General features: G+C 59.5%; 21 protein-coding genes and 1 pseudogene. 6 read left to right on the top strand and 16 right to left on the bottom strand.

All coding sequences use genetic code 11. The annotated features are described in order from the left end of the window. Positions 1 to 8 precede the first annotated feature (8 nt). On the top strand, positions 9 to 245 hold the full coding sequence (locus tag KI231_RS11865) for a DUF2789 family protein (protein ID WP_103303417.1): 237 nt from the start codon (positions 9 to 11) through the stop codon (positions 243 to 245). Positions 246 to 251: 6 nt separating this feature from the next. On the opposite strand, the gene KI231_RS11860 is transcribed toward KI231_RS11865, so the two are convergent. The 15 genes from KI231_RS11860 to KI231_RS11790 all read right to left on the bottom strand — a co-directional run bounded on the left by KI231_RS11860 (position 252) and on the right by KI231_RS11790 (position 18,694). Next, a complete protein-coding gene (locus KI231_RS11860) occupies positions 252 to 455 on the bottom strand; it encodes a hypothetical protein (RefSeq protein WP_103303573.1) in 204 nt (67 codons plus the stop codon). A 112-nt stretch (positions 456 to 567) separates the two neighbouring features. Continuing rightward, on the bottom strand, positions 568 to 1,791 hold the full coding sequence (locus KI231_RS11855; protein WP_475231162.1) for a methyl-accepting chemotaxis protein: 1,224 nt from the start codon (positions 1,789 to 1,791) through the stop codon (positions 568 to 570). A 605-nt stretch (positions 1,792 to 2,396) separates the two neighbouring features. Continuing rightward, entirely contained in the window at positions 2,397 to 2,801 is a 405-nt protein-coding gene (locus tag KI231_RS11850) for a TraR/DksA family transcriptional regulator (protein ID WP_103303415.1), read from the bottom strand. A gap of 327 nt (positions 2,802 to 3,128) precedes the next feature. Further along, complete coding sequence (locus KI231_RS11845) at positions 3,129 to 4,151, bottom strand: ABC transporter permease (RefSeq protein WP_103303414.1); 1,023 nt, start codon at positions 4,149 to 4,151, stop codon at positions 3,129 to 3,131. Positions 4,152 to 4,320: 169 nt separating this feature from the next. After that, the gene (locus KI231_RS11840) at positions 4,321 to 5,886 is read right to left on the bottom strand and encodes a sugar ABC transporter ATP-binding protein (RefSeq protein ID WP_103303413.1); all 1,566 of its coding nucleotides are present in this window, start codon (positions 5,884 to 5,886) and stop codon (positions 4,321 to 4,323) included. Positions 5,887 to 5,956: 70 nt separating this feature from the next. After that, on the bottom strand, positions 5,957 to 6,883 hold the full coding sequence (locus tag KI231_RS11835) for a sugar ABC transporter substrate-binding protein (protein ID WP_103303412.1): 927 nt from the start codon (positions 6,881 to 6,883) through the stop codon (positions 5,957 to 5,959). A gap of 111 nt (positions 6,884 to 6,994) precedes the next feature. Then, positions 6,995 to 8,047 carry a Gfo/Idh/MocA family protein gene (locus tag KI231_RS11830; RefSeq protein WP_213028340.1) on the bottom strand — a complete coding sequence of 351 codons (1,053 nt, stop codon included), beginning with the start codon at positions 8,045 to 8,047 and terminating at the stop codon, positions 6,995 to 6,997. Positions 8,048 to 8,207: 160 nt separating this feature from the next. After that, entirely contained in the window at positions 8,208 to 9,068 is an 861-nt protein-coding gene (locus KI231_RS11825) for a sugar phosphate isomerase/epimerase family protein (protein ID WP_213028339.1), read from the bottom strand. Between the two features lie 161 nt (positions 9,069 to 9,229). After that, entirely contained in the window at positions 9,230 to 10,240 is a 1,011-nt protein-coding gene (gene iolG, locus KI231_RS11820) for a bifunctional inositol 2-dehydrogenase/D-chiro-inositol 1-dehydrogenase (RefSeq protein ID WP_103303409.1), read from the bottom strand. A 29-nt stretch (positions 10,241 to 10,269) separates the two neighbouring features. Further along, positions 10,270 to 12,201 (bottom strand): 3D-(3,5/4)-trihydroxycyclohexane-1,2-dione acylhydrolase (decyclizing), encoded by a 1,932-nt coding sequence (iolD, locus tag KI231_RS11815; RefSeq protein WP_213028338.1) that lies wholly within the window; start codon positions 12,199 to 12,201, stop codon positions 10,270 to 10,272. 48 nt (positions 12,202 to 12,249) lie between these two features. Next, on the bottom strand, positions 12,250 to 13,071 hold the full coding sequence (locus tag KI231_RS11810) for a TIM barrel protein (RefSeq protein WP_213028337.1): 822 nt from the start codon (positions 13,069 to 13,071) through the stop codon (positions 12,250 to 12,252). A gap of 25 nt (positions 13,072 to 13,096) precedes the next feature. Then, complete coding sequence (locus KI231_RS11805) at positions 13,097 to 14,596, bottom strand: CoA-acylating methylmalonate-semialdehyde dehydrogenase (RefSeq protein WP_213028336.1); 1,500 nt, start codon at positions 14,594 to 14,596, stop codon at positions 13,097 to 13,099. A 30-nt stretch (positions 14,597 to 14,626) separates the two neighbouring features. After that, the gene (gene iolB / locus KI231_RS11800; RefSeq protein ID WP_213028335.1) at positions 14,627 to 15,436 is read right to left on the bottom strand and encodes a 5-deoxy-glucuronate isomerase; all 810 of its coding nucleotides are present in this window, start codon (positions 15,434 to 15,436) and stop codon (positions 14,627 to 14,629) included. Then, positions 15,436 to 16,326: a myo-inosose-2 dehydratase gene (gene iolE / locus KI231_RS11795; protein ID WP_103303404.1), complete on the bottom strand. Its 891-nt coding sequence runs from the start codon at positions 16,324 to 16,326 to the stop codon at positions 15,436 to 15,438. The genes iolB and iolE overlap by 1 nt, the downstream gene beginning before the upstream one ends. Before the next feature lie 430 nt (positions 16,327 to 16,756). After that, positions 16,757 to 18,694 (bottom strand): bifunctional 5-dehydro-2-deoxygluconokinase/5-dehydro-2-deoxyphosphogluconate aldolase, encoded by a 1,938-nt coding sequence (locus KI231_RS11790; RefSeq protein WP_213028334.1) that lies wholly within the window; start codon positions 18,692 to 18,694, stop codon positions 16,757 to 16,759. Positions 18,695 to 19,007: 313 nt separating this feature from the next. Between KI231_RS11790 and KI231_RS11785 the strand changes: the two genes are divergently transcribed. The 5 genes and pseudogenes from KI231_RS11785 to KI231_RS11765 all read left to right on the top strand — a co-directional run bounded on the left by KI231_RS11785 (position 19,008) and on the right by KI231_RS11765 (position 22,889). Continuing rightward, positions 19,008 to 19,928 (top strand): MurR/RpiR family transcriptional regulator, encoded by a 921-nt coding sequence (locus tag KI231_RS11785; protein ID WP_213028333.1) that lies wholly within the window; start codon positions 19,008 to 19,010, stop codon positions 19,926 to 19,928. Positions 19,929 to 19,989: 61 nt separating this feature from the next. Next, positions 19,990 to 20,595: a glutathione S-transferase gene (locus KI231_RS11780; RefSeq protein ID WP_213028332.1), complete on the top strand. Its 606-nt coding sequence runs from the start codon at positions 19,990 to 19,992 to the stop codon at positions 20,593 to 20,595. Positions 20,596 to 20,597: 2 nt separating this feature from the next. After that, positions 20,598 to 21,703 (top strand): annotated as a pseudogene (locus tag KI231_RS11775) (DNA alkylation repair protein). 161 nt (positions 21,704 to 21,864) lie between these two features. Beyond that, entirely contained in the window at positions 21,865 to 22,185 is a 321-nt protein-coding gene (locus KI231_RS11770) for an isochorismate lyase (protein WP_213028331.1), read from the top strand. Positions 22,186 to 22,403: 218 nt separating this feature from the next. Continuing rightward, positions 22,404 to 22,889, top strand: a complete 486-nt coding sequence (locus tag KI231_RS11765) for a hypothetical protein (RefSeq protein ID WP_213028330.1) — start codon at positions 22,404 to 22,406, stop codon at positions 22,887 to 22,889. Between the two features lie 205 nt (positions 22,890 to 23,094). Here the strand turns inward: KI231_RS11765 and KI231_RS11760 are convergent, their stop codons facing one another. After that, positions 23,095 to 24,027: a LysR family transcriptional regulator gene (locus KI231_RS11760; RefSeq protein WP_103303397.1), complete on the bottom strand. Its 933-nt coding sequence runs from the start codon at positions 24,025 to 24,027 to the stop codon at positions 23,095 to 23,097. Positions 24,028 to 24,071: the final 44 nt, after the last annotated feature.

Raw genomic sequence — 24,071 nt, 5'->3', positions numbered from 1 at the left:
AGCACATGATGGATCTGGAAGCTTACAACTTGAAAACACTGTTCGATCAGTTGGGTTTGCCTTCAGAAAGCGCAGATATCGACGACTTCATTGAAGCCCATCCACTGGATGCCGACACCAAACTGGTCGATGCCCCCTTCTGGTCAGAATCGCAAAAGCAAACGCTTGAAGAGTGGATTGGCAAGGACGACGACAGGGCAATAGTCTTCGATGAACTGAACGTACGCATACACGACGGCAAGTAACCCTGATCAGTGCAGGCTGTCCCCAGGCTCAGCCTGCAACTGCGCGAGCCACGCAGCCCTGCACTCTTCGGCCTCATCGCGACTGGCAAACGCGGTGCCGCGCCGCTCACCATTGAGCAACACCACCCAGCAGACGCTTTGCCCCATTGCGCGCAAACCGGCGGGCACGCCACTGCCGATCATCACGGCGACATCAACTCTGCATTGCATGCTGACCTCCAAAATCATTAGCCACCTAACTAAGTCGGCATGTTAATGATTTCCCCAAGGAGGAAACAGCAACGGCCCTGCACAGATTCATTGCATCAACCGTAACAATCGCTCAGCGCGGACCTTCCGGTTTATAGCCCAGACGCAATCCACCCCAATGTCGGCCCTTGATCATGATCGGCACCGACAAGTCATGCATCAGCTCGCCGGTATCACGCGTATAGGTCTGCAACAGCACTGGTTGTTGATGGCTGCCACAGCGAATCCCGGTGCGGTCGGCAAACTTGCGCTTGGTGCGATTGTTGACCGCATCGACCTGGGCATCACCGGTCAACGGCTGGCTGAACGCCTGATTGTGCGTCGGCACATAACCCTGCTGCGTGCAGGCGATGGCAAACACCAGCCCCTCGTGGTGCGGCAACAACGGTTCTTGAATCGCCGGCAGAACCTGATCGGTGTAGCGGTCGAACCGTGTCTGATACTTCGCCGGCTGCGTATTCGGGATCGCCTGATACTGACGATCGAACAGATCCTCGAGGCTGATCCGCCCTTGCTCGACATCCGCCTCAAACCGCGCCGCGATCTGGCTCGCGCCTTCTCGCGCCAAGTCATAAATGCGCTGGTGATAGTCATCCAGACCGACTTCAGCAAGACGTTCGCTGATGGTTTCCGCCTGCCCTTCCATCTGCACCGCCGCTTCGGCGAGTCGACGGGTCTGTTGATCGCTGATCGCCAAATCGCTGCGCATCTGCTCAATGGCTTTAAACAGGCTGTCGAGTTGCTCGCGATTGGTCTCCGCGCCACGGGCGATCTCGCCGACCTGACTTTCCACCCCGGCGGCCAGACGCGCGATGTTCTCCAGATGCTGACCGGTGTGCTCGACCTGTTCGACGCCCGTTTGCAGATCGCTGGACAGCTCACGGATCTGCTCCACCACCTGCGCCGTGCGTTGCTGGATGTCGGCGACCATCTCGCCGACTTCGCCGGTTGCCGACGCCGTGCGTGCCGCCAACCCGCGCACCTCATCCGCCACCACCGCAAAGCCCCGCCCATGCTCACCGGCCCGCGCCGCTTCGATCGCTGCGTTCAACGCCAACAGATTGGTCTGACTGGCAATCGACTGAATCACCAGCGTCACCCGCTGAATGTCATCGCTGCGCAGGCTCAAGGCCTCGATCAATTCACGGCTGGCATTGGCGCGCTGACTGAGCTGATGCATACGCGTAATTGAGTCAACCAGTTCGGTACGTCCCGCCGCACTGCTGTGATGTGCCTCGCTGGCAGCCTCAAGTGCTTCGCGGCTGAGCTGCGAAGTCGCCTGTTCCGTGGCGATCATCACTTCGGCATTGCTGACGATTCGCGCCGCAGCATCGAGTTGCGATTCAAGTTTGCTCGCCAGCTCCTTGACCGAAAACGCCACCCCGGCCGCCGACAAGGCGTTATGGCTGGTGGTGTAAGAAAGGTCTCGGGTCAGTTCGGAAATGGCGCTGCCATTGTCGGCAGGCTGTACATCGGGGAGGGTCCGGGAGCGCAGGCGCGGCAGCCAGACAATCAGCACCGCCAACGGCATGCCAACGTAAAGCGACCACTCACCCAGCGTCATGCCGGCCAACAACAGCATCAGGGCGATGCTTTGCAGGGTCGGTGCGATCCAGCGGTTTTTCGGCAAAAGCACTGGTGCAGGCAGCGCCCCAACCAGAGATCCATCTCTCGTCATATCAACACCCCACGCTTGTTCTCATTGTTGTGGCTGCATTAAACGCCACTACAACGCCATTATCTATGGTCCGTTAGTCGTGGGGCCTGTGGCAGGTCAATGGAACGGCGGGGAATATCGCAGACAAGCAAAAACAAAGATCGCAACCCCGCCAGCTCTGTTCAGGAGCTGCCGAAGGCTGCGATCTTTTCGGGGTGACCCACTTTCATGGGTCGCCTCAGGAATCAGGCCTGACGCTGGTGCTTGTCGATTTGCTCGTGACGCTCTTGAGCTTCGATGCAGTACTTGGTGGTCGGGCTGATCAGCAGACGTTTCAAGCCAATAGGCTCGCCGCTGTCGTCGCACCAGCCAAAGCTGTCTTCCTTGATGCGCTCGAGGGCTTGTTCCAGTTGCGGCAGCATGCGCTGGTCGCGATCGATCGCGTTGACCAGCCAAGTGCGCTCTTCTTCAACCGAAGCCGCGTCCGCCGGGTCAGCCGGGGTGTCCAGGCTTTCGATGGCGATACGGTTTTGCTCAATGCGCTCATGGGTTTCGACTTTCATGTTCTGCAACAGCTCGCTGAAGAAAGCGTGTTGCTCGGAATTCATGTAGTCATCTGCCGGCATGGCCAGCAACTTGTCCTTTGTCATTGATATCTCTATAAAAAAACGTGCATTAAGGCGAATTAGGGAGCGTTCCGGCGAACCGTGTCCGGTCGACGGAAAGGCATCGTTTATGGCAAACGCCACCCGGCACTCAATTTACGAGGGGCGGCAGTCTAAGGCCGACTTGAGGCCTCAGCAACTGGAAATCCAGCAAATTTGTCCGACAAAGCCCGGAAACTGCTCTGATACAGGCTTCACGGCGATTATCGGAGTGCGTTTATAGCAAGAAATTCAGTCGAGCGGCTGTATATAGAAGACAAACGGCTACGCCACACCGATCGGGTGTGGCGCATTTTCGCGATTATTCGGCGCTCAGCGCTTGAGTTTGCGCTTGTTACGGTACTGGTCGATGACCACCGCCACCACAATGATCAAGCCTTTGATGATGTCCTGAATATAGGCATCGACGCCGACGAAGGTGAACCCGCTGGCCATCACCCCGAGAATCAGCGCGCCGATTACCGTCCCGGTAATGCGCCCGACGCCGCCGGCCAGACTGGTACCGCCGATCACCGCAGCAGCAATCGCGTCGAGCTCGTAGGACATGCCCATCCCGGCCTGCCCCGTCGCAGCCCGGGCTGACGCGACTACGCCAGCCAGCCCCGCCAGCAGACCGGCGATGCTGTAGACGATCACCAAATGGCGTTTGACGTTGATCCCCGAGGTCCGCGCCGCCTGCATGTTGCCGCCGATGGCGTAGGTGTACTTGCCGTACTTGGTGTAGCGCAACGCGATGTGAAAGATCACCGCCACCACCAGGAAGATGATCACCGGCATCGCCCCATGACCGATCGCGGTGTAGGAGTCCGAGAGCATGCTGACCGGTTGGCCTTCGGTGTAGTAACGCGCCAGACCGCGCGCCGAAACCATCATGCCGAGCGTGGCGATGAACGGTGGAATGCCGGTGATGGCGATGATGCTGCCGTTGATCGCCCCAGCCAGCAGCCCGACCCCGAGCCCGGCGATCACCGGAATCCACACCGGCAAGTCAGTCAGCGACGGAAACACTGCGCGGGCGAAATCCGACGTCTGCGCCAGACTCGCGGCAATCATGGCTGACAGCGCCAGCACCGACCCGGATGACAAGTCGATCCCCGTGGTGATGATCACTTGAGTCACGCCGATGGCCAGCAGGCCAATGATCGACACTTGCAAAATCATCAGCACCAGACGCTGGGAGTTCATCAGGAAGCTCTGGTCGCGAACGATCCAGCCAAACACTTCGAAGACCAGACCGATACCGATCAGCACCAGAAAAATGCTCAGTTCGGTTGGAAAGCGCCGACGACTCTTGGTCGGTGCCGTTGCAGGCTTGTTTTCCAGTATCGCGTTCATAACCACTCACCCTTCAAATAAAACCCGGTATCGAATACATACCTTTGGATGCAAGCTGCTTTCGTGTGGCGAGGGAGCTTGCTCCCGCGATTGCGCAGCAAGCCCAGGCTTGAGGACCGCTTCGCTGCCCAGCGGGAGCAAGCTCCCTCGCCACAGAGACCGTAAGCTGTCAATGGACCTGGGCCATGCCCGAGGCCAGTTGCATGACGCGTTCCTGGGTGGCTTCGTCGCGGCCGAGGGTGCCCATCAGGTCGCCCTCGTGCATGACCATCACCCGGTCGCTCATGCCCAGCACTTCCGGCAGTTCCGAGGAAATCATGATCACCGCCATGCCTTCGCTGGCTAGCAGGGAGATCAGCCGATAGATCTCGGCCTTGGCGCCGACATCGATGCCACGAGTCGGCTCGTCGAGAATCAAGATCCGTGGATTGGTCATCAGCCAGCGGGCGAGCAAGGCTTTCTGCTGGTTGCCGCCAGACAAGGTGTCGATGCACTGCTCCAACGACGGGGTTTTCACCCGTAGCTTCTTGCACATGTCTTCACACAGAGCGCGCAGGGCCTTTTGCTGGATAAAGCCGTGGCCGGCGTAATGCGGCAGCACCGCCATCTCCATGTTCTCCAGCACCGACAGGCACGGGAACAGGCCACTGAGCTTGCGATCCTCGGTCAACAGCGCGAAACCCTTGTCGATGGCCATGTGCGGATCGGTAATGCGCACCACCTCGCCATCCAGACGGATCTCACCGCTGTCGCTGGGCGTTATGCCGAAAATGGTTTCGGCAACGTTGGTGCGGCCCGAGCCCATCAGCCCGGCGATGCCGAGAATCTCCCCGGCATGCAGGTCGAACGAGACGCCCTGGAATACGCCGTCGAGTTTCAGATCGCGGACCGACATCAGCAGGTCGCCGATCGGCTTTTCGCGCACCGGGAACAACTGGCTCAGTTCGCGCCCGACCATCATCGAAATCAGGCTGTCACCGTCCATGCTGTCGGCCCGTTGCAGGCCGATGTAGGCGCCGTCGCGAAACACCGCCACTTCATCGGCAATGGCAAACACTTCGTTCATTTTGTGCGTGATGTAGATGATGCCTTTGCCCTGGCGCTTGAGGTCGGCAATGATCGAAAACAGGTGCGCGACTTCCTTTTCGGTGATGGCCGAGGTCGGCTCGTCCATGATCAGAATGTCGGAGTCGTAGGACACCGCTTTGGCTATCTCGACCATTTGCCGTTCGGCGATGCTCAGGTTGCCGACCTGCTCCTCGGGATCGAGGTTGATGCGCAAGCGCTCCAGCAGTTGCGCGGTGCAGCGGTGCATGGCGCGGTGGTCGATCATGTGCAGGCCGTTGAGCTGCTCGCGGCCGATCCAGATGTTTTCGGCGATGCTCATGTGCGGCATCAGGTTGAGTTCCTGGTGGATCATCGCGATCCCCGCCTGAAGTGCCGCCAACGGTGTTTCGAAGACCACCGGTTTGCCGCGCAAGCGCAGCTCGCCAGCATCGGGCTGGTAGATGCCGGCGATGATTTTCATCAGCGTCGATTTACCCGCGCCGTTCTCGCCCATCAGGGCCAGCACGGACCCCGGACGTACTCGCAGCTGCACATCGGACAAGGCCACCACACCGGGAAAACCCTTGCTGATGTTGGTGATCTCCAGCAGGTACGGCTCATCGACAGGTGTTGCAGTTGGCTGGATATCCACCAACGAGGTGCTCGAAGCGGTCGCTGAAGCGAACATGTTCAGGTACTCCGTCAGCAAGGTCGCAGCAGCAACCCTGCAGGATTATTGTTGTTATTGAACCGAGGCACTATTTGAAAGTGTCGACGTTTTCCGGCGTGATCAGGCGATAAGGCACCCAGACGTTCTGCTCCACCGTCTCGTTTTTGGCCATCTTCACTGCAGTGTCAATCGAGCCGTCTGCCTGACCTTTGGCGTCTTGAAACACTGACACCGCCATGTTGCCTTTCTTGATCGCGTTCAAGCCGTCCGGCGTGCCGTCGACACCCGCAATCAACACACTGCCCTTCTCGACACCGGCCTGTTGCAGCGCCATGGCGGCACCAATCGCCATTTCGTCATTGTTGGAAACCACCGCGTCGAACTTGCGGCCCTGGGTCAGCCAGTCATTGACCAGGGTCATGCCTTTATCCCGCAGCCAGATGCCGGTCTGTTCCTGTTCGATCTTGATGTTCGGGTACTTGGCCAGCACCTCTTTGACGCCCTTGGTGCGATTGGTGGTGGAGTTGTTGGCGAGGTCACCGAGCAGAATCACGATTTCGCCTTTGCCGCCGAGTTTTTCGGCCAGGTACTGCATCTGCATTTCGCCGGCCTCCAGGTCGTTGGACGCGACCGTGACCACACCTTTTGGCAGCTTGAGATCATCAGGGCGACGGTTGACGTAGACCAGCGGGATTCCGGCTTTTACCGCGGCTTCGGTGATTTTTCGGGTGGCGGCGGTATCCACCGGATTGACCACGATGGCGTCGACCTTCTGGCTGATGAAGCTTTCAACCTGGCTCAACTGCTTGACCACGTCGCTGCGGGCGTCTTCGAATTGCAGCTGCACACCATCGGGGTAGGACTTGGCTTTCTTGTCCATGGATTCGCGCAGGTAAGTCAGCCAGGTGTCATCGAACTGGGACATGCTGACGCCGATCTTCATATCGGCAAGGGCAGCGCCGCTGACAAACATCAAGGACAGGGCCAGCGAGGCAAAACGCAGATGGGTCTTCATGAACTGTCTTTCTCCACATTCTTGTTGGTTTTATGGATCAGTCGTGACGATTTCTGTAGGCAAAATTGACTCTATTGGAATTTATTTTCTATATCAACTCATTTTAGAATTTTATTCCAAATCCATTCCATGGCCCGCAAACGGGCTCAGTTCGACCACCTGACGTTGCTCGAAACTTTGCCGCGCAGCATCCAGAACACGAGTGCTCGCCAGTGCATCACGGGGCTCGACCGGCAATGGGCCGCCAGTCTGTAACGCGGTTTGTAGCTGTAGATAGAACTGCTGCCAGCAACCCCGCTCCGACGGCACGCGCTCGCGTTCGCCAGCGTGTTCAAACCAGCCCCAGCGCCGATGCTCTTCGACACCCCAGCGTTCACCGGCAGATTTTGGCGAGAGCCCGGCCAGCGCTTGAGCCTCTTGTCCGTCGAGGCGATCAATGCTGTAACAACCCAGCGTTCCCGTGACGCGAAAGCGCGGGCCGGGCGAACTTTGCAGGCAACTGCCGCCGAGGTGGGAGACCACCCCGTTGACGTGGGTCAGGGAGACAAAAAAACCGTTATCGCAGGCCTGGTCTTGGTCCTGGTAATCAAGCTCGGCATACACCTGCCTGACCGGGCCGAACAGCAACAACGCCTGATCCACCAGATGGCTGCCCAGATCGCGCAGAAAACCACCGCCGCTGCTGTTGTTCACTGACTGAGGGGAGTAGCGCTCGATCCGCGATTCGAAGCGCGTGACCTGCCCCAGAGCGCCCGACTCGATGAGTTTACGCACGGTCAGGAAGTCCGAATCCCAGCGGCGATTCTGATAAACGCTGAGCCGCACACCCTGGCGCTCGGCCATGGTGATCAGGGTTTGCGCCTGTTGCGCATCGGCGGCGAACGGCTTGTCACTGACAACCATGACCCCGTGTTCGAGGCCATCGAGCACCAGCGCCGGACGGCCCTTCAGTGGCGTGGAAATCACCAACACATCGACGCCGGCCTCGACCAGTTGGCCGATGCTGTCGAACGCGGCTACGCCGGGGTATTCAGCGGCCAGCAATTGTCGGCGCTCCGGGGAGCGAGTCACCACGCCAGCGAATGTGGCACCGGGCAGACTGCTGAGCAGCGGCGCATGAAAAAAACGGCCGCCGTGGCCGTAACCGACAAGTCCGATACGCATGATTCGACTCCTTCTTATTGTTCTGTGAGCCGCTTACTGGGTAAGCGCGACCTGTTTAGGAGCGAGCCTGCTCGCGATAGCGATGTTTTAGGCGACATCGATGCTGACTGGACTGCCGCCTTCGCGAGCAAGCTCGCTCCCACGGGTATTGCGCACTGAGTCAGCGGCAGAGTTCGCTTTTCACCCGTTCGAGCATCATCCGGTTGGATTCATCCGGTCGGTCTTCCCAGGCGAACACCGAGACCGTGGCAATGCCGTCGAACTTGATCTCGCGCAAGGTGCTGAAAAACGCTTGCCAGTCGACCTCGCCCTGCCCGATGTCCAGATGCTGATGCACGGTCGCGGTAACACCCGGCGGGTTGACGATGTAGCGCAACCCCGACGAGGCCTTGTGGTTGTAGGTGTCGGCGATGATCAGGTGGCTGAGTTTCGAGCCGGCATACTTGAGCATCGAGGCAATATCGCCGACGCCGTCGTCGTAGAAAAACGTGTGCGGTGCGGCGTAGAGGTAGTTGATCCAGTCGCGATCAAGCCCGCGAATGATGTCCACTGACTCGTTGTTGCGCTCGCAGAAATCATAAGGGTGGGCCTGAATATCGAGCTGGATGCCTTCGCGCTCGAACTCGGGGATCAACTCGTCCATCGAGCGCATGAACTGGTTCTCACACACCAGCGGGTTGTCCGACTGCCCGGTGAATTCGGTGTTGACCAGTTCGCAGTCCATTTCCACGGCAATCTGGATCACCCGCTTCCAGTTGCGCACGGCGGCAACACGCAAGCCTTCATCGGCGGCGGCCCAGTGGTACATCGGTAATAAGGAAGAGAGTTTGACCCCGGTGTCGCTCAAGGCTTTGCGAAACTCCCTGATCCGCGCCTTGTCGACGCGCGGGGCTTTGTAGAACGGCAGAAAGTCATCGCGAGGCGAGAGTTCGATGTGTTCGTAACCGAGCTCGGCGACCTTGTCGACCATCTTGCCCAGGGACAGATGGCGGTACATGTAGGGATCCAGTGCGATGCGCATCTTTTTCTCCTGATTGTACTTGGCGCCCCCCTCATCCCAGCCTCCCGGAGTGAGAGGGAGCCGACCGGGTGTTTCTCCGGGGGGGCAGCGACCTGAAAGTCCAAAGGAGATCAGCCCCCTCTCCTCGGGGAGAGGGTTGAGGTGAGGGGGTGATCTCAAAATCAACCGTAAAAGCGTGGCCGGTCAGGGAGGCTGACTTTTACTATCTGGCCACTGTTCTGAGCTTCGATGCATGCATCTGCCGCGACGGCGGCGGCGAAGCCGTCCCATGCCGAGGGTCCGCCCACCTGACCGGCGCGCACGCCATCGATGAACGCCTGCAACTCGACGTCATAGGCGCCGATGAAGCGGTCCTTCCAGTCCATCAAAATCGCGTTCGACAGCTTGGCGCCGCTGCGCATTTGCACCTGCTGCGGCTCCGGCAGTCTGGCGATGCCGGTCTCCCCCACCACTTCGCACTGAATGTCGTAGCCGTACTGGCAATTGACGAAAACCTCGACATCGATGCGCGTGCCCTTGGCGGTTTCCAGCAGGACGATCTGCGGATCTTTCAAATGCGCCAACGCCTTGCTCGACTTGCGCGGGAACACCACTTGCACCGACACGTAATCGTCATCAAGCAACCAGCGCAGCACATCCAGCTCATGGATCAGCGTGTCGGTGATTGCCATGTCGGTCTTGTAGTTTTCGCCCACGCTCGGGTTGCGATGCGCGCAGTGCAGCATCAACGGCTCACCGATCTGGCCGCTGTCGATCACCGCTTTGAGCGCGCGATAACCTTCATCGTAAGGACGCATGAAACCAACCTGCACCAGACGCTTGCCGTGGGCAACTTCGGCTTCGACGATCTTGCGGCAACCGTCGGCAGTCACCGCCAGCGGTTTCTCGCAGAACACCGGTTTGCCGGCGGCAATCGCTGCCAGCACAAACTCTTCGTGGCTCGGACCCCAGGAGGTGACGAGGATGGCCTCGACTTCTGGCGCCTTGATCAACGCGTGACCGTCCGGGTAAACCTCGGCAGTCAGCTTCAGATCGGCAACAACCCTGGCCGCTTGCTGCAAGTTGATGTCGGTGACAGCGACGACCTGGCTATTAAGCAAAGTCTGGCTGCAACGACGGATGTGATCCTGGCCGATGGCCCCGGTACCGATAACGCCAAGCTTCAAAGACATGAACATTCTCCATTTCGGGTTCAGGACAATCAGTACTGGCGGGCCTTGGCCAACCGTTCATTTAGGGTTTTCGCCACCGCATCGGTGCGCGCACTGGTGGACACCTGCGCCACCCCGACCCGCCACCACGACAGGTATTTGTGGATCATCGTCTTGGGCAGAACCTTGATATCGATCAGCGTCGATACCGTCTGCAAACGCGCATCGGCCAGCGCTGCCTGCAACGCTTCAACCGTGTTCACCTTATAGCTCTTGCAGCCGTAGGCCGCCGCGCTCATGGCGAAATCCACCGGGACAAAGCCGCCGTCGAGCTTGCCGGTCTCGGGGTTGCGGAAACGGAATTCGGTGCCGAAGCTGTCCATGCCGTGTTCCATCTGCAGGTTGTTGATGCAGCCGAACGTCATGTTGTCCAGCAGCACCACGTTGATCTTGCGGCGCTCCTGAATCGAGGTCGCCAGCTCCGAGTGCAGCATCATGTAAGAGCCGTCGCCGACCAGCGCATAGACCTCGCGATCCGGCTCGGCGAGCTTCACGCCCAGCGCCGCGTTGACCTCATAACCCATGCACGAATAGCCGTACTCGACGTGGTAAGTGTTGACCCCCTTGCTGCGCCAACTGCGCTGCAAGTCACCGGGCAGGCTGCCGGCGGCGGCGACGATCACCGCGTCATCGGCCAGGGTTTCGTTGAGTACACCCAGCACGCGGCTCTGGGTCAGGCACGAGCCGGTCAGCTCGATGAATTCGCGCAGTACGGCTGGGTCCATGTGGTCGTTGATTTCCGGGACGAAATCCTCAGCCTGGTATTCGGCCTGATAAATCCGCTCAACCTCGGCGTGAAGCTGTGCCTTGGCCTCACGCGGCTGATCGCCCCACTCGGCGCGGTAGTCACCGAGAATTTCGCTCAAGGCCTGCAAAGCGCTTTTCGCGTCGGCCAGCAGTTGCACGCCGTCGAGTTTCAGCGCATCGCACGGGCTGATGTTGAGGTTGAGAAACTGCACATCTGGGTGTTTGAACAAGGATTTCGACGCGGTAGTGAAATCGCTGTAGCGGGTGCCGACACCAATGATCAGATCCGCCTCGGGTGCCAGCAGGTTCGCTGCCAGACAGCCGGTTTCGCCGATGCCGCCGAGGTTAAGCGGATGGCTGGAAAGCACCGCGCTCTTGCCCGCCTGGGTTTCGGCGAACGGAATGCCAAAACGCTCGGCGAACGCCTGCAACGCGGCGTTGGCCCCGGAATACTTCACCCCGCCGCCACAGATCAGCAACGGCTTGCGCTTGCCTTTGATCAGCGCCAACGCATCGCCGAGCATGGCTTCGGTGGCCGGCCGGCGTTCGATGCGGTGCACGCGTTTTTGCAGGAAGTAATCCGGGTAATCGTAGGCCTCGGCCTGCACGTCCTGCGGCAGCGCCAGAGTCACCGCACCGGTTTCGGCGGGATCGGTCAGTACGCGCATGGCGTGGATCGCGGCGGTCATCAACTGCTCGGGGCGGTTGATCCGGTCCCAGTATTTGCTCACGGCTTTGAAGGCATCGTTGGTGCTGATGCTCAGATCGTGGAACTGCTCGATCTGTTGCAGCACCGGGTCCGGCTGGCGGCTGGCGTAGACGTCGCCGGGCAACAACAGCAACGGGATGCGATTGGCGGTGGCGGTGGCCGCTGCGGTAATCATGTTCGCTGCGCCCGGCCCTACCGACGAGGTACAGGCGTAGATCTTGCGGCGCAGATGCTGTTTGGCGAAACCGATGGCGGCGTGAGCCATGCCCTGCTCGTTACGGCCCTGATGGACGATCAGGTCGCCGCTGTCCTGCTCCAGCGCCTGACCGAGGCCGAGCACGTTACCGTGACCGAAAATCGTGAAGATCCCGGCGACGAACTTGCTCTGCACGCCATCGACTTCGATGTACTGGTTATCGAGAAATTTCACCAGGGCCTGGGCCATGGTCAGTCTTGTTGTGGTCATGCTTGCACCTTTTCCAAAGGTAAATCCCATTCCCCTGCAAGAGCCGTATCAGGTCAGGGATTTTTGTAGGTGGGCCATGCTGGCGTTGATGGCTTGTTCGATATCCGGCAGACCGTGAACGCTGTCAGCGAACGGTTCGAACGATAGATAGCCGGTGTAACCGGTGCTCAACAGCGTGTCGATCTGCGCCGCGTTACCGAGAATGTCGCCCTCGCCCACCAACACCCGATGGCCATCACGAATGCTCGCCAGCGGCGCCTCGGCATCGTCGACGCCGGAGATATGTACCAACCCGGTCAGCTCGGGGAAAAACTCGTGCTCACTGGCGAGGTGATGGTGAAAGGTGTCATGCACCAGCCGAAACACATCCAGCCCGCCAACCGCCTGGATCGCATCCACCGCCGTACGTTTGCGCCGCAGCGAGCACTCCTCGAACCCCAACGGCTCGATGAAGCCGAGAATGCCGTGCTCACGCAGGATCGGCGCGAGTTCGCTCAACGCCGTGCGCAGGCCAACGGCGCGTTGCGCTTGAGTGCGCATGTCGCCGCTATCGTTCAGCGGGCACATGACCAAACCCTGCGCCCCACACTCCCGGGCATACGCGGCGAGTTTTGTGGCTTGGGCTCGACGCTCGTCATTCCACACATCGAACGGATACAGCGCGTTGATCGACAGCACGCTGATGCCTTTCGCCGCACACAATTCACGGACGGTTTGCGCGGCCGTGCCGTCCTCGATTTCCACGCCTTTGAGGTCATTACGAATTTCGATGGCATCGGCCTTGAGGCTTACCGCCAGATCAATGAACGCGGGCAGGGAAAGCCGTGGCGCGACCATCCGGTTAAGGGCAAAACGCAGGGGCTGAGTCATTCTTGTTGTTCTCCGCGCAGACGAATTATTTGGCAGTCGGCATGCTGAATTCGGGACCTTTGGCGATGCTGTCGGGCCAGCGTTGCATCACGCTTTTGTAGCGGCTGTAGAAACGCACGCCCTCTTCACCGTAAGCGTGGTGATCGCCGAACAACGAGCGCTTCCAGCCGCCGAACGAGTGCCAGGCCATCGGCACCGGAATCGGCACGTTGATACCGACCATGCCGACCTTGATGGTGCGGGCAAACGCGCGGGCGATGCCGCCATCGCTGGTGAAGCAGGAAACGCCGTTGCCGAACTCATGGGCGTTGATCAATGCCACGGCACTGGCGAAGTCCGGCACGCGGACGATGCCCAGCACCGGGCCGAAAATCTCCTGCTGATAAATGCTCATTTCGCTGCTGACCTGATCAAACAGGGTCGCACCCACGAAGAAACCACCCTCGGCCCCCGGCACTGTGAAACCCCGACCATCCACCAGCAACTGTGCGCCCTGGGCCACACCTTCGCTGATAAAGCCCTCAACCTTGGCCTTGTGCTCTGCCGTCACCAACGGGCCCATCTCGCTGTCGCCCTGCATACCGTTACCGACCTTGAGCTGATCGATACGCGGCAGCAGCTTGGCGATCAAACGGTCAGCGACATCGCCCACCGCGACAGCAATCGAAATCGCCATGCAACGCTCGCCGGCCGAGCCGTAAGCGGCGCCGATCAAGGCATCGGCGGCCTGATCGAGATCGGCATCGGGCATGACGATCATGTGATTCTTCGCCCCGCCCAGCGCCTGTACACGCTTGCCGCGTGCAGTGGCTTGCTGATGGATGTACTCGGCAATCGGCGTCGAGCCGACAAAGGAAATCGCCTCGATGTCCGGGTGCTGCAACAGCGCATCCACGGCCGTCTTGTCACCCTGCACCACGTTGAACACACCGTCCGGCAGGCCGGCCTCAGTGAGCAGACGCGCCATCAGCAAACTCGCCGACGGATCACGCTCCGAAGGCTTGAGGATGAAACAGTTACCGGTGACCAGCGCCAGCGGGATCATCCACAGCGGCACCATCACCGGGAAGTTGAACGGCGTGACACCCGCGCACACCCCCAGCGGCTGACGCAGACTCCAGTTGTCGATGCCACCGCCGATGTTGTCGCTGAAGTCGGTCTTGAGCAGATTCGGCGCGCCACAGGCGTACTCGACGATTTCGATGCCGCGAGTGACCTCGCCCTTGGCATCGGACAGCACTTTGCCGTGCTCGCGGGTGATGATTTCAGCCAGTTCGTTATGATGCCGGTCGAGCAACTCCTTGAACTTGAACATCACCCGCGAACGACGCAGGGACGATTGCTCGGACCACGCCGGAAAGGCCTTCAGCGCGGACGCGACAGCCTCTTCCACAGTCTTGACGCTGGCCAGCGCCACTTGCGCCTGCACCACGCCGGTGGCCGGGTTGAACACCTTGCTGAACCGCTCGCCGCTGTCCTGCACCTGACCATCGATGTAGTGGCCGATTACCGGGGCATTGCTCATTGTTATCGTGCTCCGTTCAAACGTGGGAAGTCAGAGATCCAGCAGCCAGCTGTGCTGCGGGTCGTTATGGAACTGCCAGACACGTTTCGGCCCAGCCATGACATTCAGGTAATAAGACTCGTAGCCGTACGGCACGCTGACCGGGTGATAACCCTTGGGCACCACCACCAGATCGCTGTTTTCCACGGCCATGGCCTGATCGATGCTGCGGTCATCGGTGTACACGCGCTGGAACACGAAACCCTGCGGCGGGTTGATCTGGTGGTAATAGGTTTCCTCGAGAAAGCTCTGGTGCGGCAGGTCATCGGTGTCGTGCTTGTGCGGCGGGTAGCTCGACGAATGCCCTGACGGCGTGCGCACTTCCACAACCAGCAGCGAATGCGCCGGTTCGCTGTCCGGCAAGATGTCGCAGACGTAACGGGTGTTGGCGCCTTTGCCACGCACGCTGCGTTTCATCGACTCCGGGCGGATCAGTCGTGGCCCGAGGTTGGTGCTGAGCGAACCGGGGGCGGCGCAGACGGCGATTTGTGCGTCACTCAACGCAGTCACCCGCGCCTGACTGCCGGGCGGCAGGTACGCAGCAAACGGTGATTTGTCTTCGAACACCGATTGCCGGTCGCCTAGATTGTCCCACTCGAATGCGCCCTGCCCCGGCGCCTCGCCACTGATGCTGACCCGGCCGCTGAGCAGCACCAGGCACAACTCCTGATCGCCGGCTGTCACGGGCAGGCTTTCGCCGAGGCTCAGTCGGTAGGCGGCGAAACCGACGTACTGAAGACGTCCCTGTTCCAGCTCGACCACGGTGCGACCATGGGCCTGGCTCTTGACTAGAAGGCTCATCACAAACCCCTTTCGTTGAGCAGGGCGCGCAAGGTGTCGTAGCCCTTTTTTGCGTAGAGATAACTGGGCGCCACTGCCGGGTCCTGTTCGGCCTCGACCACCAGCCAGCCGTGGTAATCGGCGGCCACCAGTACGTCCAGTAGCGCGGCGAAATCAATGTCGCCATCGCCGGGTACGGTGAACGTGCCGTTGATGATGCAATCCGGGAAGCTCCACAGATTATTGCGCGCCAGTTGCACCACCGGTTTGCGCACGTCCTTGAAATGCACGTGGCAGATGCGTTCGAGGTGTTTTTTCAGGACTTGCAGCGGCTCGCCACCGCCCATGTAGCAATGGCCGGAATCGAACAGCAAGCCGACTTCGCTGCCGGTCAGGGCCATGAGTTTATCGATGTCCGACGGCGACTCGACGTAGGCGCCCATGTGGTGGTGATACGCCAGACGCACGCCTCGGGACAAGGTGAATCGCGCCAGTTCAGTGAGTTTGTCGGCGTAGGCCTGCCACGCCTGTTCGCTATGAAAACGTGGCCGCTCGACCAACGGAATACGTTGACCCTGAATCGAATCGGCGACCTCGCCGTACACCAGAACAGTGGCACCGTTCTGCGCCAGCAGCTCGACATGGCTGGCGATGGCGTCGATTTCCTCTGCCACCGAACGTGTCGCCAGTCGGCTCGAATACCAGCCCGACACCAGCGCCAGATCGTAAGGCCGCAGCACGTCACCGACGCCTTTGGCATCCTTGGGAAATTTACCGTTGAGCTCAAAACCTGCGTAACCGATTTCCTTGCCCTCACTCAGGGCCGTGCTCAACGGCGTCTCGCCACCGAGGGACGGCAGATCGTCGTTGCTCCAGGAAATCGGGTTGATGCCAATTCGGATTGCGGGCATGGCTGCACCTTTTATTGTTCTTACCTAACCATTGAATACGACCGTAAACCCTGTGGGAGCTGGCTTGCCAGCGATGGCGTTTCGTCAGTCACCTTCGATGCTGAATGTGCCGCCGTCATCGCTGGCAAGCCAGCTCCCACACGTTCGGTGTGAATGCTTAGCCACGCGCCTTGCGCCAGGCTTCGATCAGTTCGACAAACGTGCCCTGCACCTGGCGGATCAGCGATTCATCATCGATCTCCCCGGGTTGATGCCAATTCGGATTGCGGGCATGGCTGCACCTTTTATTGTTCTTACCTAACCATTGAATACGACCGTAAACCCTGTGGGAGCTGGCTTGCCAGCGATGGCGTTTCGTCAGTCACCTTCGATGCTGAATGTGCCGCCGTCATCGCTGGCAAGCCAGCTCCCACACGTTCGGTGTGAATGCTTAGCCACGCGCCTTGCGCCAGGCTTCGATCAGTTCGACAAACGTGCCCTGCACCTGGCGGATCAGCGATTCATCATCGATCTCGCCGGCCATCCACGCCCGGCTCGGCTCCTGAAAAATCGTCCGCCCCACCGCAAACCCTCGGCACGTGCGGCTGCCGCTGGCCTGCTGAAAGCCCTCGGCCAACGCCGCTGCCGGCGCATTCAGCCCCAGCAGCACCACGCCACGGCAATACGGATCGCGCTCTTCAATCAGTGCATCCAGTTGCTGCCATTCTTCGGCGCTCTGCGCTTCGATCTTCCACCACGCCGGGTAGATGCCGAGGTTGTACAGGCGCTTCAAGGCGCGATAGAGCACGTCCGGATGGGCCGACGGCAGATCCTTCGGCGGCACAACCTCCAGCAGCAATTCATGCCCGCTGACCTGCGAGGCCTGGTACAAACCCTTGAGCTGCGCCTCCTGCTCCAGCCGCAACATCGGCTCATCGTCAGGATGGAATTGCACCAGGCACTTGATGATTTGCTCCTGCGGCCAGGCAATCAGATTGCTGCCAATCGAACGCCCATGTTCGAACGCCAGCGGCCGTGAGTTCTGCACCTCGACCGGCCGCGCCACCCACCAGCCGCGACCGGTGGCGGCGTTAAGCGAGTCCTGACCGAAACGCTGATCCGCCAGCAACCCGACATCCGCCTCGACACCCTGCTCGCGCAGATCAGCTTCAACGTGCTCCACCGCTTGTATGAACAGTTGCTTCAAAGCGCTGATGCTGGCGAGATCGCGCCCACCCTTCTGCGCCAGCTCGACCAACTGCCAGCGATGATCGAAGGCAAAAATGAACAGCGGTTTCCACTGTTTGCGCGGCACGCTGACCTGATGCAAGCGCTGCAACGTCTCGTCCCGATCCGGCCGGGTGATCGGCACAGGGCTGTTGAACAGATAGTCGAGTTCGGCGCGGGTCGGCATCGCCGGGGCGCAAGCGTGGCGCGACACCACAAGCCCGCCACAGGCATTGGCCAACTGGCAGCAACGCTCATCCGTGGCGTCCTCGATCCAGCCACTGAGGAAACCCGACATAAAGGCATCGCCAGCGCCGAGCACATTCAGCACCTCGACCCGCACGCCGGGATAGATCGCGCCGTCCTCAAGCCGCACCGGAATCACCCCGTGAATCACCGTGCAACCCTGCGGCCCGAGCTTCACCACCAGCGTCGCGTTGCTCAAGCGCCGCACATTGCGCAGCGCGGTGAGCAGATCTTCAGCGCCACCGGCAATCAAAAACTCTTCTTCAGTGCCGACGATCAGATCGAAACGCGGCAGGATCGACTGCACGTGCTGGCTGACATTGCGGTCAGCGACAAACCGCGTCTCGCCATCGGCCTTGCCGGCCAAGCCCCAGAGCACCGGGCGATAGTCGATATCGAGCACACGTCTGACGTTATGTTTTTCGGCGTAATCCAGCGCCTGAATGCTCGCCTTGTAGACGGACTCGGTGGAGAAATGCGTGCCGGTGATCAGCAGCGCCTTGCTGGAAGCAATAAACGCCTCGTTGATGTCCTCGGCGCGCAACGCCATGTCGGCGCAGTTCTCGCGGTAGAACACCAGAGGAAAGGTTTCGCGGTCCTTGAGACCGAGCAGGACCATCGCAGTCAGGCGCTCGGAATCGACCTTGATCGCGCTGACATCACAACCTTCGCGGGCCAGCGACTCGAGCAGAAAACGCCCCATATGATCGTCGCCGACCCGGCTCAACATCGCCGACTTCAAGCCCAACCGCGCCGTGCCGAAGGCAATGTTGGCCGACGAGCCGCCGAGGTATTTGGCGAAGCTGGAAACGTCCTCAAGCCGCGCCCCGACCTGCTGCGCATAGAGGTCGACGCCGAGGCGCCCGAGGCAAATCAGATCCAATTGACGCCCACTGGCAAAACGAGTCTGGCCCATGCTGGCTCCTGTTATTTTTATCAGCCGTGGTTTTCGTCGATACGTCGAAGAAAACACATTGAGTGGACGCAGACTAAAACGCTCCGCCAGCAATAATCAATATTTATTCTAATTATTTTTTACGTGGAATATTTTTTCCAATACACTTTCGTACGGGCGCTCCAGACGCGGTGCATCGATTCAGCATCGACCGCCAACCGTGCAAGCCAAGATTTTATTAGGGCCTACCCTGTAGACTGCGCACAGCCAACCTATTGTCAGGGCCTGCCGCGCATCACCCCAGGCCTATAAGAACAAGCCAGAAGGATTTTTTATGTCCCGCACCGATCAGCCGGCTACCGACGAGCGCCCCGCCGACAGCGACCTCGCCAGCCCCCCGATCAATGCCGAGCGTCTGCTGCAACTGATCACCGAAGAATACGAAGCCCTGCCGCGCCAGCTCAAACGCATCGCCAGCTACATGAGCCAGCAGAGCGACCGGATCATGGTCGACCGCATCAGCGACATCGCCCGCGAGTGCGAAGTGCACCCGTCGGCCATCGTGCGCTTCTCGCAGCGCTTCGGTTTCAGCGGTTTCAGCGAAATGCAGGCGCTGTTCCGCGAGGCCTACACGCACAAAGCCACGCCGGTGCAGAACTACCAGCAACGCATCCGCAGCATGATCGCCAACAAGTCGCAGAAGGCCAGCGCCGGCGACCTCGCCCGCGAATGCGTCGACGCCACCCTCTCCGGCATCGAACGCCTGGGCCAGGAACTCGACGACGCGGCGTTTGAAAAAGCCGTCGATCTGGTGGTCAACGCCGACAACATCTACGTGGTCGGCGTGCGCCGCTCCTTCGCGGTCGCCGACTACCTCGTCTACAACCTGCAACACACCAACAAACGCATCCACCTGGTCTCCGGCCTCGGCGGCAGCTACCGCGAACAAATGCGCAGCGTGCGCGCCAACGACCTCGTCATCGCGATCAGCTTCACCCCGTACGCCAAGGAAACCCAACACTGCCTGCGCATCGCCCAACACCATCAGGCCAAAACCCTGATCCTCACCGACAGCAACCTCTCGCCGCTGGCCAAACGCGCCAACACCGTGCTGCTGGTCAACGAAGGCAGCTCGTTCGCCTTCCGCTCGTTGAGCGCGACGTTGTGTTTATGTCAGGCGTTGTTTATCGCCGTGGCGTATAGGCTCGAACTGAAGGTGGACGAGATTCACGAACAGGTTGGATTCGAGGACTGACAATTCCTTCAAGCTCGGCTAGGTTATGCCTTCCCCCCGGTTCGACTTGAAGGAACGCGTCATGAAACTGATCGGCATGCTGGACTCCCCATACGTGCGCCGCGTGGCGATCTCCGCCAAACGCCTGGGGATCGACCTCGAACACGAGTCGGTCTCGGTGTTTCGCCACTTCGAGCAATTCCAGCAGATCAACCCGGTGGTCAAGGCGCCGACGCTGATCCTCGACGATGGCGTCGTCCTCATGGACTCGACGCTCATTCTCGATTACCTCGAAGCCGTCTCCGGCAAAAGCCTCTTGCCCAAAGAGCTGAGCCAGCGCGCCCACGCCCTGCGCCTGATCGGCCTCAGCCTCGCCGCCTGCGAAAAAGCCGTGCAGCTGTATTACGAACGCAACCTGCGCCCGGCCGACATCCAATACCAACCGTGGGTCGAACGCGTCGAAGGCCAACTCGCCGCCGCGTTTACCGCCTTTGAACACGAACTCGAAAAGACCGGCCTGCCCACCGACGGCACCCTGACCCAGGCCGGCATCAGCCTCGCCGTCGCCTGGAGCTTCACCGACCTCGTCGTCCCCGATCAGATCGATGTGGCGCGCTACCCGCGTATCGCCCAATACACCGCCTACGCCGAAACGCTTGAAGCGTTCGTCAGCACGCCGATGACCTGACCATGAGCGCGACCGAAACCGCCGCACCCGCGCTCAAGGAAATCTTCAACGCCGAACGCCTGCAACACATCGCCACAGAAATGAGCGCCGTGTACCCGGCGTTCAAGGCCAAGGCATTTCTCAAACACGCCAATGAAGGCCTCGCTGATTTATCCGTGATGCAACGCATGGCCCGCGTCAGCGAAAGCCTGCACGCCGTGCTGCCGCTGGACTACGAAGATTCCCTCGACGTGCTGCGCGAACTCGCACCACGGCTCAACAGCGGATTCGTCAGCATGTGCCTGCCGCACTACGTTGCCAGCTACGGCGCGCACGCCTTCGATACCTCAATGCAAGCCCTGAAGTACTTCACCACCTTCGGCTCCTCCGAATTCGCCATCCGCCACTTCCTGCGCAACGACCTCGAACGCTCACTGGAACTGATGCACGACTGGACCCAAGACGAAAACCACCACGTCCGAAGACTCGCCAGCGAAGGCAGCCGCCCTCGCCTGCCGTGGTCGTTCCGCTTGGAACCGGTGCAGGCTGATCCGCAATTGGCCGCAGGGATTCTGGATCGGTTGAAGACGGATGAAAGTTTGTACGTGCGCAAATCCGTGGCGAATCATTTGAATGACGTGACGAAGGTGCATCCGGAGTGGGTGCTGGACACGATTGAAGGTTGGTCGCTGGAAAACAAACACACGGCGTGGATTGCCAAGCATGCGCTGCGGAGTTTGATTAAACAGGGGGATTTGCGGGCGCTGACAGTGATTGGGGCTGGGCGGAAGCCTGAGGTCGAGTTGCTTGATGTGAAAGTTGAGCCGGCGGTGGTGAGGCTGGGGGAAGCGATTACGTTGTCGTTTGTGGTGAAGTCGACGGTGGCGGAAGAGCAACGGTTGGTGATTGATTATGCGATTGACTATGTGAAGGCGAATGGCGGGGTTTCGGCCAAGGTATTTAAATTGAAGACGGTGGTAGTGGCGGGGTTTGGGAGTGTGGTGGTGGGACGGCGCCAGGTGATTAAGGATTTTACGACGCGCAAGCATTTTGTTGGGGGCATGGGGTGAGAGTGATGGTTAATGGGGAGGTGTTGGCAGCTACCGCGTTTAACATCATTGCGGGATGACGCCACAAAGAGATTTAGTGGGTCTGGAAAGGGTTGAACAGGTGCGAAATCGAAGTCGGGCCAGTTTTAGCCCATATTGGGCAGCTATTCACCAAGGACCGCGAACGGTCGGAACAGGACGATGAAGTCCCAAGATTTTTTCAACAAACGGAGTCCCCCACATGGAAGTCATCAATCATTTGCAGCCAGAAGCGTGTGCAGGCATGGAGGAAATCCGGCGCGAGATCGATGCCCTTGATCAGGCTGTCATCCGGCTGTTGGGCAAGCGCTTTCACTACGTACTCGCGGCCTCGAAGTTCAAGACCTCGGCGACTTCAGTTCGTGCGCCAGAGCGGTTCAAAGCCATGCTATTAACTCGACGCGAGTGGGCAGAGGCGGAGGGCCTAAATCCGGATGCAATCGAGAAAATGTACAGCGACCTGGTGAATCACTTCATTGCAGAAGAGATGAAGCACTGGGCTGCTCAACAAGCTGACACGTGAAACCAGTGGCCGGGCTGTCTGCCGTGAGGAGTCGATTTCGGTCAGTCATGACAGGCAGCAATCGGCCAATAGCCGCCCTTTACAAGAAGCTGCTTTCGTCCCAATGCTGCCGGTTGGATCCCCATGGGTTTCGGGCAAATAGCCCAAACGCCTACGGCCTTCCCATGTCGGTATTTGAGAGGGTACCCTGAACACCTTTTAATCTGTGTGGCACCCATATGGGCATCAATTTACTGACCGAATCCATGCTTGGCCACTGGCGTGTTCCATCGGGTGTCTGGCAATGCGAATACCAATTCGGCAGCCGATTGATTTACATCCAACATCGCAATGACGAGCCACCTCGCGCCAGGATCGCCGCCGCGCAACGCGCGGTCAACGCCGCGTGGGATGATTTACCCCAAGTACTGAAGTTCGCCGAACAGCACTGTAAAGCACAGATGCCCGAACTGATGCGGTTGTACGAAACCTACATGCCGGGGGAATCTCCGTTTTTCGTTTACTCGATCCACTTCGAACTCGACAAACCTTACCCTAGTTATGCCATTTCCACGAACCCTTACTTCGATTGGGATCGTATCCTGATCGACGAAGATGAACTGCGCCAGGTTCACAGGGTTTGCATGGAGCAGTATGAGCCAAGACATGACTTTTGGGTTTACGTCAGGCGTGTAGGGTTTCAGCAATTTGAGCTTGGGGATTAGCTTGGCCTCAACTCAACTCAACTCAACTCAACTCCTACCCTGAATCTCCGCTGATAAAGTCAATACTCGGGAGCGTCCGCTTCTGGCCGATTACAGCCATTCGTAAAAGGCCACAATCGGCCAAGCACTCATGACGTCGTCCGGTAAACATCAAAACCCAGGGTGCTCTCGATAGTGAGCGGACAGGGCTGAACGCCCCCTAACCTCATATCAGTGCTGACCCGCGTTTACATTCGAGGCTTTCACCCAAGCCACGGATCATCTCCATCAATGCCTTCACCCGCAGCGGTAAATTTCCGGCCGGGTATACCGCGTGCATCTGTGGGCTCTCACCGCTGCTGGAGGTGAGTTTGTACTCAGGACAAACCCGCAGAAGGCGCCCCGCCTCCACTTCGGGCTCCGCCATCCAGTCCGCCAAGCGGGCGATCCCGACGCCTGCCAGGGCTGCCTGGAATACCGCCAGACCGGAGCTGAAACGAAATTTTGGATGAACCCGAAAGCTGATGGCCTGCTGCTCACTGCGAAAATTCCACTCCTTGAGAATCCGTGGCGCGGTATGCAGGATCAGCGAATGCGAGTCCAGTGCCTCGATGGAGTCGGGTATGCCGTGGCGCGCCAGGTAGCCGGGGCTGGCATACAGATAACGTGAGTAACTCCAGAGCGCAAAGCCGATCAATTCGCTGGATTGTGGAAACGCGCCGCGAATCGAGAAGTCCAGCTTGCTCTTGGCCGGATCGATGATCTCATCGGTGAAAATCACATCGATGTTGACGTCTGGATAACGCTCACAGTACTGCGCGATCAACCGGGGCAATACCCCGTTTCCGAGAATCTCGGGGGCGGAAAAACGGATCCAGCCGGAGGCCAGACCGCTGAGACCGGAGAGGTCTTCATCCACCTCACGTTGCAGATCGAGCATTTTGTACGCGTGGTGCAATAAGCATTCACCCGCTTCGGTCAAGCTCACGGCATTGGACGAGCGATTGAACAACTTGAGCCCCACACTTTCCTCCAGGGCTTGAACGGCGCGGGTCAGTGCGCTGGGGGAGCGCCCCAGAGTCCGTGCCGCGGCGACGAAGCTGCGCTTGCGAGCCACGGTCGCGAAGGCTTCAAGTTCCCCCAACATATTCAATGCCACTCTCCACCTCATTGCATTTTTCACAACGCGGCATTGCAACACAA

This window comes from Pseudomonas sp. Seg1 (genome assembly GCF_018326005.1).
Classification (GTDB): Bacteria; Pseudomonadota; Gammaproteobacteria; order Pseudomonadales; family Pseudomonadaceae; genus Aquipseudomonas.
Note: the sequence above shows the minus strand (reverse complement) of the source record. Positions and strands in the feature narration are given on the sequence as shown.

Bases quoted from the DNA above. Each gene is read 5' to 3' on its own strand.
- KI231_RS11865 (WP_103303417.1), top strand. From the start codon at position 9: ATGGATCTGGAAGCTTACAACTTGAAAACACTGTTCGATCAGTTGGGT.
- KI231_RS11860 (WP_103303573.1), bottom strand. From the start codon at position 455: ATGCAATGCAGAGTTGATGTCGCCGTGATGATCGGCAGTGGCGTGCCC.
- KI231_RS11855 (WP_475231162.1), bottom strand. From the start codon at position 1,791: ATGATCGCCACGGAACAGGCGACTTCGCAGCTCAGCCGCGAAGCACTT.
- KI231_RS11850 (WP_103303415.1), bottom strand. From the start codon at position 2,801: ATGACAAAGGACAAGTTGCTGGCCATGCCGGCAGATGACTACATGAAT.
- KI231_RS11845 (WP_103303414.1), bottom strand. From the start codon at position 4,151: ATGAACGCGATACTGGAAAACAAGCCTGCAACGGCACCGACCAAGAGT.
- KI231_RS11840 (WP_103303413.1), bottom strand. From the start codon at position 5,886: ATGTTCGCTTCAGCGACCGCTTCGAGCACCTCGTTGGTGGATATCCAG.
- KI231_RS11835 (WP_103303412.1), bottom strand. From the start codon at position 6,883: ATGAAGACCCATCTGCGTTTTGCCTCGCTGGCCCTGTCCTTGATGTTT.
- KI231_RS11830 (WP_213028340.1), bottom strand. From the start codon at position 8,047: ATGCGTATCGGACTTGTCGGTTACGGCCACGGCGGCCGTTTTTTTCAT.
- KI231_RS11825 (WP_213028339.1), bottom strand. From the start codon at position 9,068: ATGCGCATCGCACTGGATCCCTACATGTACCGCCATCTGTCCCTGGGC.
- iolG (WP_103303409.1), bottom strand. From the start codon at position 10,240: ATGTCTTTGAAGCTTGGCGTTATCGGTACCGGGGCCATCGGCCAGGAT.
- iolD (WP_213028338.1), bottom strand. From the start codon at position 12,201: ATGACCACAACAAGACTGACCATGGCCCAGGCCCTGGTGAAATTTCTC.
- KI231_RS11810 (WP_213028337.1), bottom strand. From the start codon at position 13,071: ATGACTCAGCCCCTGCGTTTTGCCCTTAACCGGATGGTCGCGCCACGG.
- KI231_RS11805 (WP_213028336.1), bottom strand. From the start codon at position 14,596: ATGAGCAATGCCCCGGTAATCGGCCACTACATCGATGGTCAGGTGCAG.
- iolB (WP_213028335.1), bottom strand. From the start codon at position 15,436: ATGAGCCTTCTAGTCAAGAGCCAGGCCCATGGTCGCACCGTGGTCGAG.
- iolE (WP_103303404.1), bottom strand. From the start codon at position 16,326: ATGCCCGCAATCCGAATTGGCATCAACCCGATTTCCTGGAGCAACGAC.
- KI231_RS11790 (WP_213028334.1), bottom strand. From the start codon at position 18,694: ATGGGCCAGACTCGTTTTGCCAGTGGGCGTCAATTGGATCTGATTTGC.
- KI231_RS11785 (WP_213028333.1), top strand. From the start codon at position 19,008: ATGTCCCGCACCGATCAGCCGGCTACCGACGAGCGCCCCGCCGACAGC.
- KI231_RS11780 (WP_213028332.1), top strand. From the start codon at position 19,990: ATGAAACTGATCGGCATGCTGGACTCCCCATACGTGCGCCGCGTGGCG.
- KI231_RS11770 (WP_213028331.1), top strand. From the start codon at position 21,865: ATGGAAGTCATCAATCATTTGCAGCCAGAAGCGTGTGCAGGCATGGAG.
- KI231_RS11765 (WP_213028330.1), top strand. From the start codon at position 22,404: ATGGGCATCAATTTACTGACCGAATCCATGCTTGGCCACTGGCGTGTT.